At 63.1% G+C, this 15,571-nt stretch carries 12 protein-coding genes; 7 read left to right on the plus strand and 5 right to left on the minus strand.

The features are described from left to right. Window positions 1-35 precede the first annotated feature (35 nt). Window positions 36-953, plus strand: coding sequence for a 2-dehydro-3-deoxygalactonokinase (locus GSQ90_RS12825; RefSeq protein WP_158815234.1), 918 nt, complete (start codon window positions 36-38; stop codon window positions 951-953). Here GSQ90_RS12825 and putA read toward each other — a convergent pair whose 3' ends face one another. Continuing rightward, window positions 954-4,649: a trifunctional transcriptional regulator/proline dehydrogenase/L-glutamate gamma-semialdehyde dehydrogenase gene (gene putA / locus GSQ90_RS12830; protein ID WP_158815235.1), complete on the minus strand. Its 3,696-nt coding sequence runs from the start codon at window positions 4,647-4,649 to the stop codon at window positions 954-956. It lies immediately after the preceding gene. Between the two features lie 400 nt (window positions 4,650-5,049). On the opposite strand from putA, the gene GSQ90_RS12835 reads away from it, so the two are divergent. From GSQ90_RS12835 to GSQ90_RS12850, 4 genes are all read left to right on the plus strand, one after another. Then, entirely contained in the window at window positions 5,050-5,301 is a 252-nt protein-coding gene (locus GSQ90_RS12835) for a hypothetical protein (protein ID WP_158815236.1), read from the plus strand. Between the two features lie 148 nt (window positions 5,302-5,449). Then, the gene (locus GSQ90_RS12840; RefSeq protein WP_158815237.1) at window positions 5,450-7,234 is read left to right on the plus strand and encodes an ABC transporter ATP-binding protein; all 1,785 of its coding nucleotides are present in this window, start codon (window positions 5,450-5,452) and stop codon (window positions 7,232-7,234) included. Between the two features lie 80 nt (window positions 7,235-7,314). Beyond that, the gene (locus GSQ90_RS12845) at window positions 7,315-7,896 is read left to right on the plus strand and encodes a YqaA family protein (protein WP_158815238.1); all 582 of its coding nucleotides are present in this window, start codon (window positions 7,315-7,317) and stop codon (window positions 7,894-7,896) included. Further along, window positions 7,896-8,402: a disulfide bond formation protein B gene (locus tag GSQ90_RS12850; protein ID WP_158815239.1), complete on the plus strand. Its 507-nt coding sequence runs from the start codon at window positions 7,896-7,898 to the stop codon at window positions 8,400-8,402. The genes GSQ90_RS12845 and GSQ90_RS12850 overlap by 1 nt, the downstream gene beginning before the upstream one ends. A gap of 25 nt (window positions 8,403-8,427) precedes the next feature. Here the strand turns inward: GSQ90_RS12850 and GSQ90_RS12855 are convergent, their stop codons facing one another. The 4 genes from GSQ90_RS12855 to bmt all read right to left on the minus strand — a co-directional run bounded on the left by GSQ90_RS12855 (window position 8,428) and on the right by bmt (window position 13,354). After that, complete coding sequence (locus GSQ90_RS12855) at window positions 8,428-9,915, minus strand: hypothetical protein (RefSeq protein ID WP_158815240.1); 1,488 nt, start codon at window positions 9,913-9,915, stop codon at window positions 8,428-8,430. A 264-nt stretch (window positions 9,916-10,179) separates the two neighbouring features. After that, window positions 10,180-11,082 (minus strand): RNA polymerase sigma factor RpoH, encoded by a 903-nt coding sequence (rpoH, locus tag GSQ90_RS12860; RefSeq protein WP_158815241.1) that lies wholly within the window; start codon window positions 11,080-11,082, stop codon window positions 10,180-10,182. A gap of 182 nt (window positions 11,083-11,264) precedes the next feature. Beyond that, window positions 11,265-12,260 (minus strand): RluA family pseudouridine synthase, encoded by a 996-nt coding sequence (locus GSQ90_RS12865; RefSeq protein ID WP_158815517.1) that lies wholly within the window; start codon window positions 12,258-12,260, stop codon window positions 11,265-11,267. A 95-nt stretch (window positions 12,261-12,355) separates the two neighbouring features. Continuing rightward, complete coding sequence (gene bmt / locus GSQ90_RS12870; protein ID WP_158815242.1) at window positions 12,356-13,354, minus strand: betaine--homocysteine S-methyltransferase; 999 nt, start codon at window positions 13,352-13,354, stop codon at window positions 12,356-12,358. A gap of 337 nt (window positions 13,355-13,691) precedes the next feature. On the opposite strand from bmt, the gene GSQ90_RS12875 reads away from it, so the two are divergent. Together GSQ90_RS12875 and xylB are read left to right on the plus strand one after the other, a co-directional pair. Continuing rightward, window positions 13,692-13,901 carry a cold-shock protein gene (locus GSQ90_RS12875; RefSeq protein ID WP_158815243.1) on the plus strand — a complete coding sequence of 70 codons (210 nt, stop codon included), beginning with the start codon at window positions 13,692-13,694 and terminating at the stop codon, window positions 13,899-13,901. A 101-nt stretch (window positions 13,902-14,002) separates the two neighbouring features. After that, entirely contained in the window at window positions 14,003-15,508 is a 1,506-nt protein-coding gene (gene xylB, locus GSQ90_RS12880; RefSeq protein ID WP_158815244.1) for a xylulokinase, read from the plus strand. Window positions 15,509-15,571: the final 63 nt, after the last annotated feature.

Raw genomic sequence — 15,571 nt, forward strand, 5'->3', positions numbered from 1 at the left:
GCTGTGAGATAGCGCGTCATGGGAAGAGGTGAGTTGTGACGTCAAGCGGGCCCGCGGCCATCTGCATCGATTGGGGCACAAGTTCGTTCCGCGCCTATCTTGTGGGCGTCGGCGGGACGATCATTGAACGTGTCGAGTCCGCTCGCGGCATTCTCACCATCGCCAAGGGCGAACACGAGGACGTGCTGGCGCACTTTATCGGGGGGTGGCTGACCAGCGCCCGCGCTTTGCCGATCCTGATGTCAGGAATGATCGGCGCCCGCCAGGGGTGGGTCGAGGCGCCCTACGCCCCGTGTCCGGCAGGCTTGCGGGAGATCGCCGCGTCGATCGTGACGGTCGGCGCCCGGACATTCGGCGCGATCGGCCTTGTTCCCGGGGTCAGCGCGCTCGATCGCAACGGCGCGCCCGATGTGATGCGTGGCGAAGAGACTCAAATTCTCGGCGCGCTCGCCGCATTGGATCGCGTGGACGGAACTTTTGTTCTGCCAGGAACCCACTCGAAATGGGCGCGCGTCGAAGCAGGACGCATCGTGTCCTTCGCGACTTATATGACCGGCGAAGTTTTCTCAGCCCTTAAGGATCACACCATTCTTGGACGGCTGATGGAAGCCGGACCGGGGGACGAGGAAGGCTTTGCCGAAGGGGTTCGCGCCGCCTCACGGCTTGAGCGGCCGGGAGACGTCCTGCACGCTATTTTCATGACGCGCACTCTCGGGCTATTCGATCGGTTGGGATCGGGTCAATTGTCGGATTATCTTTCCGGCCTATTGATCGGCGCGGAGCTTCTGTCGGGCGCGCGGGGCGCGCAGGGCGCCATCGTGATCGGCTCGCCTGCCTTGACCGCTCGCTACTGCGCCGCCGGCGCGATTCTGGGGTTGGCGCTTCAGCCCTCGCCAGAAGATTGCGCGCCGCTGGGGCAACTTGCGTTGCTCGCCCATTGGCGCCCGGCATGATCAGCCGATCGACATCAGGCTGGCGTTGCCCCCCGCCGCCGTAGTGTTCACTGTCACCGTCTGTTCGTTCATAAGCCAGTCCAGCGGCCAGTTTTCCCCCTGCTGAAGCCGGGTCGCAGAAAGGCTGAAAACGCTGGCGATCGGGCCGCTCTTCTGAGACATTTCGCGCAGAAGATCGAGCAATGCCTCGCCCTCGCAATCGGTCAGCACGACGTCGACTGATGTTGAGGCGTCGGCAAGACCAATATCGGCGCGCAAAGCGCGCGGCAGCCCGTCAAAGACCGATTGGGCCGCGCGCCCGGCGAGCAGAGCGCGATTGCCGGCGCTCAGGGCGCAAGCGATCTGTACGATCGCGGCCTCTTCTGAAGCCGCATGACATAGAACGGCGCCACGCGCGTGCAGCCCATAGAGGTTCTGTTCGCCAACCGGCCCTGGCAATTCGATGCTGGCGCCGAAGCGGGAGTGCGCGGCGACCGCATTACAGCGGCTTGACAACGCCACTCGCCCCTCGCTCGCCAACCATCCGCAAAATCTTGTCGCGGCGGGACTCATCGCTGCCCTGCCGGAGAGCGGCCAGAGCGGCGGCGCGACGCTCAGCAAACGCTTGAGGTAGAGAGGGCCGCCAGCCTTGGGACCCGTCCCCGACAGACCATGGCCGCCAAAGGGCTGCACGCCGACGACGGCGCCGATGATGTTGCGATTGACGTATATATTGCCGGCGGAGAGGCGCGCGGTCACCAGATCGATGACCCCGTCGATGCGCGAATGCACGCCGCCGGTCAAGGCATAGCCGGAAGCGTTGAGTTCGTCGATCAAAGCGGTCAACCCGTTGCGCCGGAAGCGCAACACATGGAGAACGGGGCCGAAAACTTCGCGTTTCAGATCGCTGACGGCGTTGATCTCGATGAGAGTCGGCGCAATGAAATTTCCCGCTTTGCAATCCTCGCCGAGGTCGGGTGCGTGAACCGCAAATCCGCGTTTGCGCATTGCCGAGACATGCGCGGTCAAGGTCCCCAGCGCATCTTGCGAAATGACCGGGCCGAGATCGGTGGAAAGCCGGTCGGGCTTGCCGATTGTCAATTCGATCATCGCCGCCTTCAGCATGGCGATGGTTCGTTCCGCGATATCTTCTTGCAGGCACAGCACGCGCAAAGCCGAACAACGCTGTCCCGCTGAATCGAATGCCGAGCCGAGGACATCGGCGACCACCTGTTCGGCAAGGGCGGAACTGTCGACGATCAACGCGTTCTGCCCGCCCGTCTCCGCAATGAGCGGGATCGGCTCGCCATTCGCCCCGAGCCTTTGCGCAAGCGCCCGCTGGATGATGCGCGCGACTTCGGTCGAACCGGTGAACAAGATTCCAGCTATTTGGGGATGAGCGGTCAGCGCCGCGCCCACTTCACCCGCGCCGGGCAGCAATTGAACGGCATGTTCGGGAATGCCCGCCTCGTGGAGAATGCGTATCGCCTCGGCCGCAATGAGGGGCGTTTCTTCGGCTGGTTTGGCGATGACGACATTGCCGGCGGCCAAAGCGGCGCTCACCTGCCCGGTAAAAATAGCGAGCGGAAAATTCCAGGGGCTGATGCACGCGATAACGCCCAGCGGGCGATGCGTCGCATTGGAGAAATCGTTGCTGACCTGCGCCGCGTAATAGCGCAGAAAATCGACGGCCTCACGCACGTCGCCGAGGGCGTTGGGCAGCGTCTTGCCCGCTTCGCGGCACATCAATCCGGCTAGTTCGCTCGCACTGTTTTCAAAAAGCGTCGCCGCGCGCGCAAGACACGCCCCCCTTTCTGTTGGCGCTCTGTCGCGCCAGGCCGGCCATGCGGCGGCGGCGGCGGCGATCACCCTGGCGATGTCCTTCGCATCGGCAAAGGCGACGTGGCCGATAATATCGCTATCGTCCGCAGGGTTGACGATGGGCTGCATAGCGGCGGCGTCTTCGCCCGCCCGCCAAATCTTCGCCGCGCTGGAAACCAGCTTCGCGCCCAGCTCCGACAATCTCGCCTCATTGCTCAAATCAATGCCTGCGGAATTGGCCCGCGCGTCGGCGAAAAGGTCGCGCGGCAGGGCGATTTTTGGATGAGGAGCGCCGATAGGATCAAGCGCGCGCGCCGCGTCCATCGGGTCTTCCAAAATGGCTTCGATCGGGATGGATGCGTCGGCGATGCGATTGACGAAAGATGTGTTGGCGCCGTTCTCCAGCAGGCGCCGGACGAGATAGGCGAGGAGCGTTTCGTGCGACCCTACGGGCGCGTAGATGCGGCATGGGCGATTGAGATGGGCGGCGCCGACGACTTGTTGATAGAGCGGTTCGCCCATGCCGTGTAGACACTGAAACTCATATTGGCCGGCGTAAAAATTCGCCCCCGCCATTGCATAGATGGTGGCGAGAGTGAGCGCATTATGGGTGGCGAATTGCGGATAGATTTCGCCCGGGGCGTCAAGCAACAGCCGCGCGCAGGCGATGTAGGAAACATCCGTATGGATCTTGCGCGTGAAGACGGGAAAGCCTTCGAGGCCCTCGACCTGCGACCGCTTGATCTCGCTGTCCCAATAAGCGCCCTTCACCAGCCGGACCATGATGCGGCGCTTTGTCCGCCGCGCAAGATCGATGATGAAGGCGAGGACTGCAAGGCTGCGCTTCTGATAGGCTTGAACGACAAAGCCGACACCGTTCCAACCGGCCAGATCCGGGTCGCGGCACAGCGCTTCGAGAAGGTCGAGCGACAGATCGAGCCGCTCGGATTCCTCGGCGTCGATATTGATGCCGACGTCATATTGGCGCGCCAGCATGACGAGATTTTTGAGGCGGGGCAGCAATTCTTCCAACACGCGATGACGCTGCGCGCGTTGGTAGCGCGGATGCAGAGCGGAAAGCTTGATCGACAGGCCGGCCCCTTCATAGATGCCGCGTCCACCGGATGCCGCGCCAATGGCGTGAAGCGCGTTGGCGTAGGAGGCGAGATAGCGCGCGGCGTCATCAGCCGTGGCCGCCGCTTCGCCGAGCATGTCGTAGGAATAGCGAAATCCTTGCGCCTCATGTTTGCGGGCGGCGCCAAGGGCGGCGTCGATGGTTTGGCCGCACACAAACTGCTCGCCCATCACGCGCATCGCCGTATCGACACTGGCGCGAATGATTGGCGCGCCGCTTCTGGCGATCAGCTTCGTCAGCGCCGAGCCCAGGCCCGTCTCATCGAAAGTGCCCACCAGCCGCCCGGTGACGAGAAGGCCCCAGGTCGCCGCATTGACGAAGGGCGAGGGCGATTGGCCGATATGGGCGCGCCATTCGCCCCCGCCTATCTTGTCGGCGATCAATGCGTCGCGCGTCGCGCTGTCGGGAATGCGCAGAAGGGCTTCGGCAAGGCACATGAGCGCGACGCCTTCCTGGCTGGACAGCGCATATTCATGCATCAAGCCCTGAACAAGACCGGCCGCCGGTCGGGCGCGCAATTGTTCAACCAGTTGGCGCGCCAGAGCATGCGCCTTAGCCTTCGTCGGCGCCGGCAATGTCGCGGCGTCCAGGAGCGCAGGCAGACACTCCGTCTCGGGAGCGCGGTAACGGGCGTCGATCGCGGCGCGTAAGCCGTCATGCCTCTGAATATCTGCGAGGAACGCCGCAAAGGGCGCCGCATCGAACGAATCAGGGCCGCTCAATCGCTCGGCGGAGATGGACGGTTTTGTGACCCCGGGCATGTGATTTGCCTATCTTCGCTTCCAAACAGAGGCCGCCCGAGCCAGGGCAGGGCGGATGACTGGAGATGACGGCGGAAAGTTCGTCCCCAGCAATATGGCGAATGTCGCGCATTTGGGTTCGACGAGCCAGAGCGATTATGAACGAGGGCGCGGATCCCTCGCTCCGCCGCCGTCTGCTCGACACCGGATGAAATCGGCCGTTCAACGGCGCCATTTCGTCGCATGCTGCAGAGCAACAATTTGTTTGCTGCGGCGCACCACGCGTGCTAACGTCTAAACACATCATACCCCGCTGGACAGGATTGATCGATAAGGATCAACTGATAAAACTGAGTCGCGGGACATTGAGGATACGATGGGCGCGGTTTGGAATACGAAATGGGGCACGCGAAAGGTCCGCGTGAGTCCTCCGACCCTTGAGGAAGCTTTCATCGCCGCCGAGAGTCTGACCGAGGATTTCGGGCAGAGGATCGAGATCGCGGCCTCGCTGATGGGCGTGCCCGTCGATGAAGTGAAGGCGCAGGCGGCAAAATTCGCTCCTCATGCGAACGGCCGCCCCACCCTCGTGACGGGCCGCGGGCGCGCCGTTGTCGTTCAATACAAGCGGCCCAGAGTCGGGCGGCCGGCGGCCATGCCGGGTTCCCGAGGTTAAGCGTCGAGGCGACCACGCCTTCACCCTTGCTGCGATCTGACCGCTTCTTTGCATAGGTTCCGTTTCGGCCCGGCGATCTGGCTAAGGCCTAAGATGAGGCCGCAAATCGAGCTTCCCCTTTTTCTATCTTGGCATTAGCAAGGGGGCGATGCTCGATATTCCCGACTATCGGCCCACCACCGGCGCCATCGTCATGCTGTCGCGTCTCCTGCGCGACTACGGGCGAGAGCACAAATGGGCCTATGCGGCTGGCGCGATCATGCTGGGGGTCGGCGCTGGGACGACCGCGCTCGCCGCAGCGCTGTTGCGTCCCGTCCTCAACGGCATGGCCACCGCCGCGCGATTTTCCGAAATGCGAATGCTCGCTTTCGCGGTCCTCGGGCTGTTCGTCTTGCGTGGATTGGCGACTTATGGCGCGCTGGTGGTGCTCTCGCGCACAGGCAACCGCATTGTCGCCACGGTGCAAGCCCGCGTTTTCGATCATCTCCTGCGTCAAAACATCCTCTACTTCCAGGATCGCCATTCGAGCGAGTTTATCGCGCGCCTTGCGCTTGCCGCCAATGGCGTGCGCGATTCCTTACAGGTTCTCGTGCAGAGTATCGCCCGCGACGGCCTGAGCGTGGTGGGTCTGGTCGCTGTGATGATATGGCGCGATCCGTTGATCGCGCTGATGGCGCTATGCGTTCTTCCGGTCGCCGCGTTGATTCTTGGACGGGTCATCCGCAGGGTGCGCGCTTTCGCGCGGCGCTCGTTCGATGGCTCGACGCAAATCATGCAGACCATGGGTGAGACGGTGCTCGGGATGCGCATTGTCAAGGCCTTCAATCTCGAAGACGAGATGCATCGACGGATGCAGGCGGCGATCTCCGTCGTCGAGCGTTCCGCCAATCGGATGGCGACCGGCGGGGCCGTCGCGACCCTCATGGCGGATTCGTTGGCGGGCCTGGCGATCGGCTTTGCGATTTTCTACGGCTCCTGGCGCGTCAGCATCGGCCATGGCGACGTCGGCTCGTTCGTCTCATTTCTGGGCGCGCTTCTGCTCGCTTACGAACCGGCCAAACGGTTGGGACGGCTCAATGTCGACATCCAGAACGGTTTGGTCAGCGCGCGTCTGATCTATGAGGTGCTCGACGCGCCCCAGGGCGAAGCGCCGCAACCGTCCTGCCCCAAGCTGGCGGTCGGGCAGGGACGGGTTGTCATCGAGGACGCGCGCTTCGCCTTTCGTCCCGGCGAATATGTCATTGATGGCCTGAATCTGGTCGCTGAGCCCAATTCGACGACAGCGCTTGTGGGCCCTTCGGGTGGCGGCAAGACGACGATATTGGGCCTCATTCAACGTTTCTACGCATTGAGCCATGGCCAGGTGACGATCGACGGGCAGGATATCAGCGCGGTCGATCTGCCGTCGTTGCGCGACCGAATCGCTTTTGTCTCCCAGGACGTGTTTCTGTTTCGCGGCTCGATTCGCGAAAACATCGCGGTGGGACGCCCCGGCGCCACCGAGGCGGAGATCGTCGCTGCGGCGCGCAAGGCGCATGCGCATGATTTCATCCTCCAGTTCGCCGCCGGTTACGAAACGAATGTCGGCGAACAAGGCGCCCAGCTTTCGGGCGGCCAGCGCCAGCGCATCGCCATCGCGCGCGCGATTCTCAAGGATGCGCCGATCCTGCTCCTTGACGAGCCGACCGCGGCGCTCGATTCGGAATCCGAACGCGAGGTGCAAAAGGCGCTCGACGATTTGCGCATGGGGCGCACGACGCTCGTCGTCGCTCATCGTCTCCAGACGATCGTGAATTCCAACCGAATCTGGGTCATCGAGGGTGGGCGGGCCGTCGAAACCGGCGAGCATGAGGAGCTGATTGCGCGCCGAGGCGCCTATTACGCCTTTTTCGCCGCGCAGTTTGGCGCTAGGGCGGCGCTGCCGATCGCTTAAAGCGGGATTGGACCGGTCTAGCGAATGGACACGTTCGCGCCTCTCCTCTATCAGAGCCGCATGCATGCGATCCCGGATTAATGTTCAAGCGCCTCTATCAACGGATATTGTTGCTTGCCGAGAGCAAACATGCCCCATTCGCGCTGGCGGCGATCGCCTTCGCTGAGAGCTCTTTTTTCCCCATTCCCCCTGACGTGATTCTTATCCCGATGTCGCTTGCGACCCCTCGGCGCGCTTGGCGTTATGCGGCGATCGCCACCGTCGCCTCGGTCGCCGGCGGCGTGGTGGGGTATGGCATCGGCGCTCTGCTCTATGACACGCTGGGGCAATGGCTGATCCATCTCTACGGCTATGCCGACAGGATGGCGATGCTGAAGGAGACCTACGCCCGTTGGGGGGCGCTCGTCATCCTGGTGAAGGGCTTGACGCCGATCCCCTATAAGCTCGTGACGATCGTGAGCGGCCTGCTTGGCTATAACTTCGCAATTTTTGTGCTGCTCTCCATCGTGACGCGCGGCGCGAGGTTTTTTATTCTGGCCGGAGCGCTCAACTGGTTTGGCGATCCCCTGCGGATCGCGCTGGAGCGTCATTTCGCCCTATTCCTCGGGCTCATCGCGATCGTCATCGTTATCGGTTTCTGGATCGCCGCGCGGATGCTCTGATGCTTCAGGTCAAAACCTTCAATCTCGATACGCGTCGCGGCTGGGCCGTCCTGATCGCCGCCGCCGCCGCCGCGACATTGGCGGGGGCCTGGATATTTCAAGGATTCGGCATCGTCCCCTGCGAACTCTGTCTGAAGGAGCGCATCGCCTACTACGGCGCCGTTCCGCTCGCCGCGCTTGTCGCTTATGCCGCGACGGGCCGCGCGCGGTCGATTGCTGTGGCCGGATTGATCGGCCTCGTCCTGATCTTCGCGGTCAACGCCGGGCTCGGAATTTATCACTCTGGCGTCGAATGGGCGCTTTGGAAGGGGCCGGACGACTGCACAGGCGCGATCGCCGGCGCCCCCAAGGTTGCGGATTTTCTCAACGAATTGCAGCACATCAAGGTTGTGCGCTGCGACGAAGTCCAGATTCGCATTTTCGGCCTGTCGCTTGCGAACTGGAATGTCCTTATTTCAGCAGCGCTCGCCGCTTTCGCAACGCGCGCCGCGATTTTGCAGGACTGATCGACGCCCGCCGCATAAGCGGCCGTTACGGCGCTTTGCCGAGCGGCATTCCATTCACTTTGATTGCGCCGTCGACGCCATATTCGGCGACCCAGGTCAGCGCGCCGTCGCTCTCAGATTTGCCGAGCGTCTTGGCTAACGCGAGGCCACCCAGCATTTGCGGCGACGCCAACGGGCCGAGAGCCTTGATCGCTGCGACGGTCTTGTCGAAATTACGAACGCGAACTTTCATCGTACCGCTTGGCCGTGCGCCCTCGATATGGACTTGACCTTCGACAGTCAGATCGATCTGCGGGGCGACCACGTGAGATGGCAGAAGTTCAATGGCGATCGGGGCGCCGCCTTTCATTTTGGCGAAGATCGACGCGCCATCGGCCTCGGCGATGACGGGTCCGTCTCCGGAAAAATGCAGGTCGTTGATCGCTTCGTCGGCGCCCGCGCCAAGATCAAAGCCGCTGGCCTTTATATCGATGTTGAACGCAGTGGGCACGAGGTCGCTCATCGCGGACGGCAGCAGGCCGGCCGGTAATGACAGGCCATCCATCGCCAAATCATATTCCGCCGAACTCTTCGCCCCAGGCGCCGAGGCCGCCACGACGCCGAACCTTGCGCCCGTCAGCCCAAAGCGCCCCTGCGGCGCCTCCACCGAAATCTGTTTCGTCTCGACCTTCTCGGTCAATTTGAAATTGACCGGGACTAGAGCGCGCAATAGCTCCTTGAAGGCAGGTTCGTTGGCCGCGATTTCGGCGCGGTTTGGATGGGCGACGACAAAGGCCCAAACATCCAGAGCTTTATGGATCGACACGCCGTCCAGGCCGATATCGGCGAGAGCGGCGGCGAGTTGCACGGAAATCGGGACTGGTTTGGCGTCAGGCGCCGCGTTCGCGGGCGTCACCGAGATCGCCATTGTCGTAGCGCCAAAGTCTTCATGGGCGGCAAGCGAGATGGCGCCGTCTGCTGCTGGAGTGGCGGATTGGACAAGTTTCAGCGCGTTGATGTCAATTGTTTCGTCGATTTGCGGCCCATGAGCCTTGACCTTCTGGTTGTCGAGGCTGAGTTGCGAACTCTTGAACACGGCGAGCGCGGGATCGAAGATTCCTTCGAATTTATAGCCGTTGATCTCAATGGATTCGGCGACGTTCTTGACGCGCAGAGAAATGGACGGGAAGGCGTCTCCCGCCACGCGCCAGGTTCCGTCGTCCTGTTCGGTCAGTTGATATTTGATTGTGGCGGGGTCTAGCGAAAAGCCTGTGTCCTTGAGCGGCGCCGCCATAGCCGCCAGGTCGACGGCGACATCATAATGTCCATCCTCGGGTACGACCGTAATCGACGAGGGCGCGCCCGCGGGCGGCGTGCCGAGATAGGTCGCGAAAATCGCGCTGAGCTTCTGCGCGCCTTCGGGGGTTGGCGGCAAATCCTTCGCGAAAGCCGACAATGGAACCGCGCCCATCGCAGCGGCGGTCAGGAGCATCTTGCGCAGGGTCAGACCGCGGCGCTGACGGATGATTTTCATGGAAACCTCTCTCGGAAAGGTTGAGGCGCGGCGTCGAAGAGCTTCAAGTCCGACGTCGCAACCGTAACGGATAAAGCGCTGTAGAGGAAATGTGCGACAATTGAATCCGTCCCCATCCATGGTTCGTTGATGGGGACGGCTCATGCGCCTTACGGTCCGCAACGGGCAGGCGACTTTATCGCGTCGCGCGGCCCAGGAGGTTTGAGCCAGGCCGCGCGCGTCCACCGGGGTGACGGGCACGCGCCGGAGAGCTGTACCTGGTGGTCACATGGCCGGCAAAGCGTGCGGCGCCTGCGCGGGAACCTGGGCGAGCGCGACGCCCGCCTTGACCGCCGCCTGCACCTTTTCGAAGGCCCTGACCTCGATCTGACGAACGCGCTCACGCGAGACGCCGAACTCCGTGGAGAGATCTTCGAGCGTCACGGGTTCGTCGGCGAGACGCCGGGCCTCGAAAATGCGCCGCTCGCGCTCGTTCAGAACGCTCAGGGCGCTCTTCAGCGCATCCAATCTCACATCGCTTTCTTCGCGGTCGGCCAGGACGGCTTCCTGGCTCGAACTCTCGTCAACCAGCCAGTCCTGCCACTCGCCTTCGCCCTCTTCGCGCAAAGGCGCGTTCAAGGAGGCGTCGCCGCCGAGGCGCCGATTCATGTCGATGACGTCCTGCTCGGGCACGCCAAGCCGCGTGGCGATCAGCGCCACCTGGTCCGGTTTCAGATCGCCTTCTTCAAACGCCGAAATCTTGCTCTTCGCCTTACGTAGATTGAAGAACAGCTTCTTCTGGCTCGCCGTGGTGCCCATTTTCACAAGCGACCAGGAGCGCAGGATATATTCTTGAATCGACGCCCTGATCCACCACATCGCGTAGGTCGCGAGCTTGAAGCCTTTTTCCGGTTCGAAGCGTTTGACCGCCTGCATGAGGCCGACATTGCCTTCGGAAATAACCTCGCCGATCGGCAAGCCGTAGCCGCGATAGCCCATCGCTATCTTGGCCACCAGCCGCAAATGCGAGGTGACAAGCTTGTGCGCCGCATCGCGGTCGCCATGTTCGCGCCAGCTCTTGGCCAGCATATATTCTTCCTGCGGCTCCAGCATCGGGAACCGCTTGATCTCAGCGAGATAACGGGAAAGGCCGGATTCTCCGGCAATCATTGGTAGGGCGGCGGCCATAAGGTCCTCCTTTCGGATCCCCCAGATCGGGCGGTCTCCGGCGGCCGCAAAAGCGCACCGCACTGCACTATATAAGGTCGCCTGACCGTGGCCGAAAGAGGGCCAAGATTAGGCGTTGGAAAGCATGAACATGACATTTTGTTCATGAAGAAATCTTCGGCCGGCTTCCGCGCCCTCCGCTTCTACCGCCGCAATATCTTGATAAGATTTGATAAATCATCAGGCGGCGCGCTTTGGAACAGCAATTCTTCCCCAGTGATGGGATGAACAAATCCCAGTTTCGCGGCGTGCAATGCTTGGCGCCCAAGTCGCGCCAACGCCTGCTGCGCCTCTGCGGATAATTGGGCCGCCTTGCTCTTGAATCCTGCGCCATAGACGGCGTCGCCAAGAATCGGGTGGCCGATATGCGCGAAATGGACACGTATCTGGTGGGTGCGCCCTGTTTCCAGCCGGCATGAGATAAGACTGGCTGGGCCGAGCTGCTGTTCAAGCCGCCAATGCGTAACGGCGTGACGGCCTCGTTCCTCCGAGACCACAGCCATCTTCTCACGCTGGCGCGGATGACGCCCGAGCGGCGCATCGACTGTCCCTGCCGGCATCTGCGGCGCTCCCCAAACCAGCGCCTGATATTCCCGCACCAGCGAACCGGTGCGTCCATGGTCGGCGAACAAGGCGGACAGACCCTGATGCGCGGCGTCTGTTTTGGCGATGACCAGTAGGCCGGAAGTGTCCTTGTCGAGGCGATGGACGATGCCCGGTCGCCTGACGCCGCCAATTCCAGACAGGCTGTCGCCGCAATGGGCGATCAGCGCATTGACGAGCGTGCCGTCCTCATGTCCGGCGGCGGGATGGACGACCAGACCGGCCGGCTTGTCCAGCACCAGCAGATGCCGGTCCTCAAAGACGACGTTCAGAGGCAGCTCTTGCGCGAGGAGCGGCGATTCGTCGGGCGGCGGCGCTTCAACCTCGATCTGGGCGCCTTCGGTGAGTCTTGTTGCGGCGTCGCGAATGACATGGCCGTCGATGGTGACATAACCGGCTTCGATCAACGTCTTGAGCCGCGTGCGCGACAGCGCGAGGCGACGCTCGCTCGCGGCCAGGCCAAGAAAACGATCGAGCCGCGCGCCAGCGTCGCCCGCGGCTGCCGCAAAGGCAAGACGGCCGGATGGGGCCGTCAGGGGAGAAGGCGAAGCCGTCGATCGCGCCTCCGCCTCGCTCGGGCCTTCCGGCTCCGCGTGCGCCTGAGTCCAGGCGCGCTGTTTGGCTTTGGAGTTCACGGCGCCGCCGAATCTCTTCGCCGCTTGCGCGTCTGGCCCTCAGCCGTGGACGGCGGGGCGACAAGCGGACCGAGCGCGGCGACGACGTCAGTCAATTGAGGCCGCCCGCCCGCCGCGTGACTATCGATCGCGCGGCGCATAGCGGCAAGATGCGCCGCGGTTGAGCCGCAACATCCGCCGACGATGCGCGCTCCCGCGTCGATCGCCAATCCCGCATATTCAGCCATCAGTTCCGGCGTGCCCGAATAGTGGATATGAGCGCCATGCCATTGCGGAATTCCCGCATTGGCCTTGGCGATGACCACCGCCTCCGGTCGCGCCTGCGTCATCGCGAGGATCGACATGACAAGATCCGAAGCGCCGACCCCGCAATTGGCGCCGAAGGCCAGCGGCTTTGGATCAAAGCATGAGACCAGTTCCGCCAGCGCGGCCGGCGCGACGCCCATCATTGTCTTGCCCGCCGTGTCGAAGCTCGCCGTCACCGTATAGGGCATGCAGAGCGAGCCGGCGGCGCGCGCCGCCGCGCGAATTTCGTCGGGCGCCGACATCGTCTCGATCCAGACGACATCCGCGCCGCCCTCCTTCAGCCCTTCGATCTGCTCGACGAAAATGTCGAACGCCTCGTCTTCGGTGATCGGCCCAAGGGGCGCCAGCAGATCGCCTGTCGGTCCAACCGAACCGGCGACGACGACGCGCCGCCCGGCGCTTGCCGCGGCTGAACGCGCAATGCTCGCCGCAAGCCGGTTCAATTCGCGCGTGCGGCTCTCCAATTGATGCAGCATTAGCCGCCGCCGGTTGCCCCCGAAGCTATTGGTCAGAATGATGTCCGCCCCCGCATCGATAAAACTCTGATGGAGCGCGTGAATTTGATCGGGATGGGCGTCGTTCCAAAGTTCGGGGCTGTCGCCCGAATTCAGGCCCATTTCGAAAAGATTGGTGCCGGTCGCGCCGTCGGCGAGCAAAGGGCGGCCCTCGCCAAGCAGGATTTCAAGCATCAGGACCTCGGGGATTATTTTGCGGCAGGCGCGATAGCGCCGCTTGTCGGTCTCGCATCGTTGCGGATGTCGGAGACGTTAGGCGGCTGTAGATAGGAGCGCAAGGCGACGGCGCAAGCCAAGGCGAGGCGGTCGCCGGACCGCCATGAGGACGCGCCTGGCAAATCATTGAATCCAGCCGTCTTGATTCCAGAATCGCGATCCCTTATTTAGCCGCCATCGATTCTGGCCGACGACTTGGCCTCGCATCGCCGATGCGTGCTGACGACCCTCCCGCCATCGATATTCCGCCGGCGCTTTGGCGCTACGTCTCTTGCGAATTCTGGGGAAGGCTCCCATGGCTACGGGAACTGTAAAGTGGTTCAACGCGACAAAGGGTTATGGCTTCATCCAGCCGGATGATGGCGGCAAGGACGTGTTCGTCCATATCAGCGCCGTCGAGCAGGCGGGCCTGCGCGAACTCAATGAAGGTCAGAAGGTCAATTACGAGATCGTCGCCGACAAGCGCACGGGTAAATCCTCCGCGGGCAACCTGCGCGCCGCCTGAGCCGCGCAGCGGTTTGAGAATGAGAGCCCCGGCGACAACGCCGGGGCTTTTGTGTATTGAGCCTCCAGGAAGCGGCAACGCGTGCAATGGGGGGCGAGACGATGTCGGACAATGCGTCGGCTGGGGGCGTGTTTCTTGGACTAGACATCGGCACCTCCTCAATCAAAGCCGTTTTGATCGACGAGGGACAAACGCTTCTGGCCGAGGTTTCCATCCCGCTCTCGCTTTCAAGGCCGCGGCCCCTGTGGAGCGAGCAGGATCCGGCCGATTGGGCGAATGGCGTTCAGGAAGCGGTCGCAGGGATAAGACGGAACCGGCCTGAAGCTTTCGCGCGCTTGTCCGGCATCGGCCTTTCCGGGCAGATGCATGGCGCGGTTCTCCTCGATGGCGCCGACAAGGTTCTGCGGCCCGCGATCCTTTGGAACGACGGCCGGTCCTTCGCCGAATGCGCCGAACTCGAGCGGCGTCTGCCGAACTTCCGCCAGCGCGCCGGCAATATCGCCATGCCCGGCTTCACCGCGCCCAAACTGTTATGGGTCGCCCAACATGAACCTGATGTGTTCAAGGCGACGAGGCGCGTGCTGCTGCCCAAGGATTATGTGCGCCTGACGCTGAGCGGCGAGCACGTTTCCGAAATGTCGGACGCCTCGGGCACGCTGTGGCTCGATATCGCGCGACGCCGATGGGACGACGATCTCTTGGGCGCGACCGGGCTCAGCATCGCCAACATGCCGCGCCTGGTCGAAGGATCGGCGCTATCGGCCAACCTTTCGCCCGCTATCGCCAGCCAATGGGGTCTGGCGGGACGCACAGTCCCCATCGCTGGGGGCGCCGGCGACAATGCCGCCGCGGCGGTTGGCGTTGGCGCCGTCGCGGCGGGCCAAGGTCTTGTTTCGCTGGGCACCTCGGGGGTCATTTTCGCCGTGACGGATCGCTTCGCCGCGCTGCCCGAGCGCACGTTGCACGCGTTCTGCCATGCGCTGCCGGGCCGTTGGCATGGGATGGCGGTGATGCTGTCGGCCGCCGCTTCGCTCGCATGGATCGCCGGTATTCTGGGGCGGAAGGGTGACATCGACCGCCTCGTCGCTGAAGCTGAAGCCTTCGCCAGATCGGCCGACAATGTCGCATCGGCGCCTGTGTTCCTGCCCTATCTGAGCGGAGAGCGAACGCCCTACAACGATCCGGCTGCGACGGGTCTGTTTGCGGGACTGCGGGCGGAACATGGCGCCGACGCCTTGGCCTTTGCGGTCATGGAGGGCGTCGCTTTCTCTTTTGCCGATGGCCTCGACGTGATCGACGCGGCCGGCGCGAAGCCGACATCGACGATGATCGTGGGCGGGGGCGCGCGCAGCGTTTTCTGGGGGCATATGATCGCCGACGCGACCGGCCTGACGATCGATCTCGCCGAGAGCGCCGACGCCGGCGCGGCAATGGGCGCCGCCCGCCTTGCGATGCTGGCGGCCGGCGCCGGAGATGAAGCGACGATATGCACGCGGCCTGCCGTCAGCCGGAGCTTTACGCCTCACGCCGACCGCGCCGCCCTCTCGGGGCCGCGTTTGCGGCGTTATCGCGCATTGTATCAGGCCGAAAAGGCGGCGAGGGGTTAAGAGGATCACGGGTTTTGGCGTCGCCCGTTTAACCCATTGGAAGGCGTTCGCGGTCTAGGGTAG

It is taken from the genome of Methylocapsa sp. S129, assembly GCF_009765995.1.
GTDB lineage: Bacteria > Pseudomonadota > Alphaproteobacteria > Rhizobiales > Beijerinckiaceae > Roseiarcus.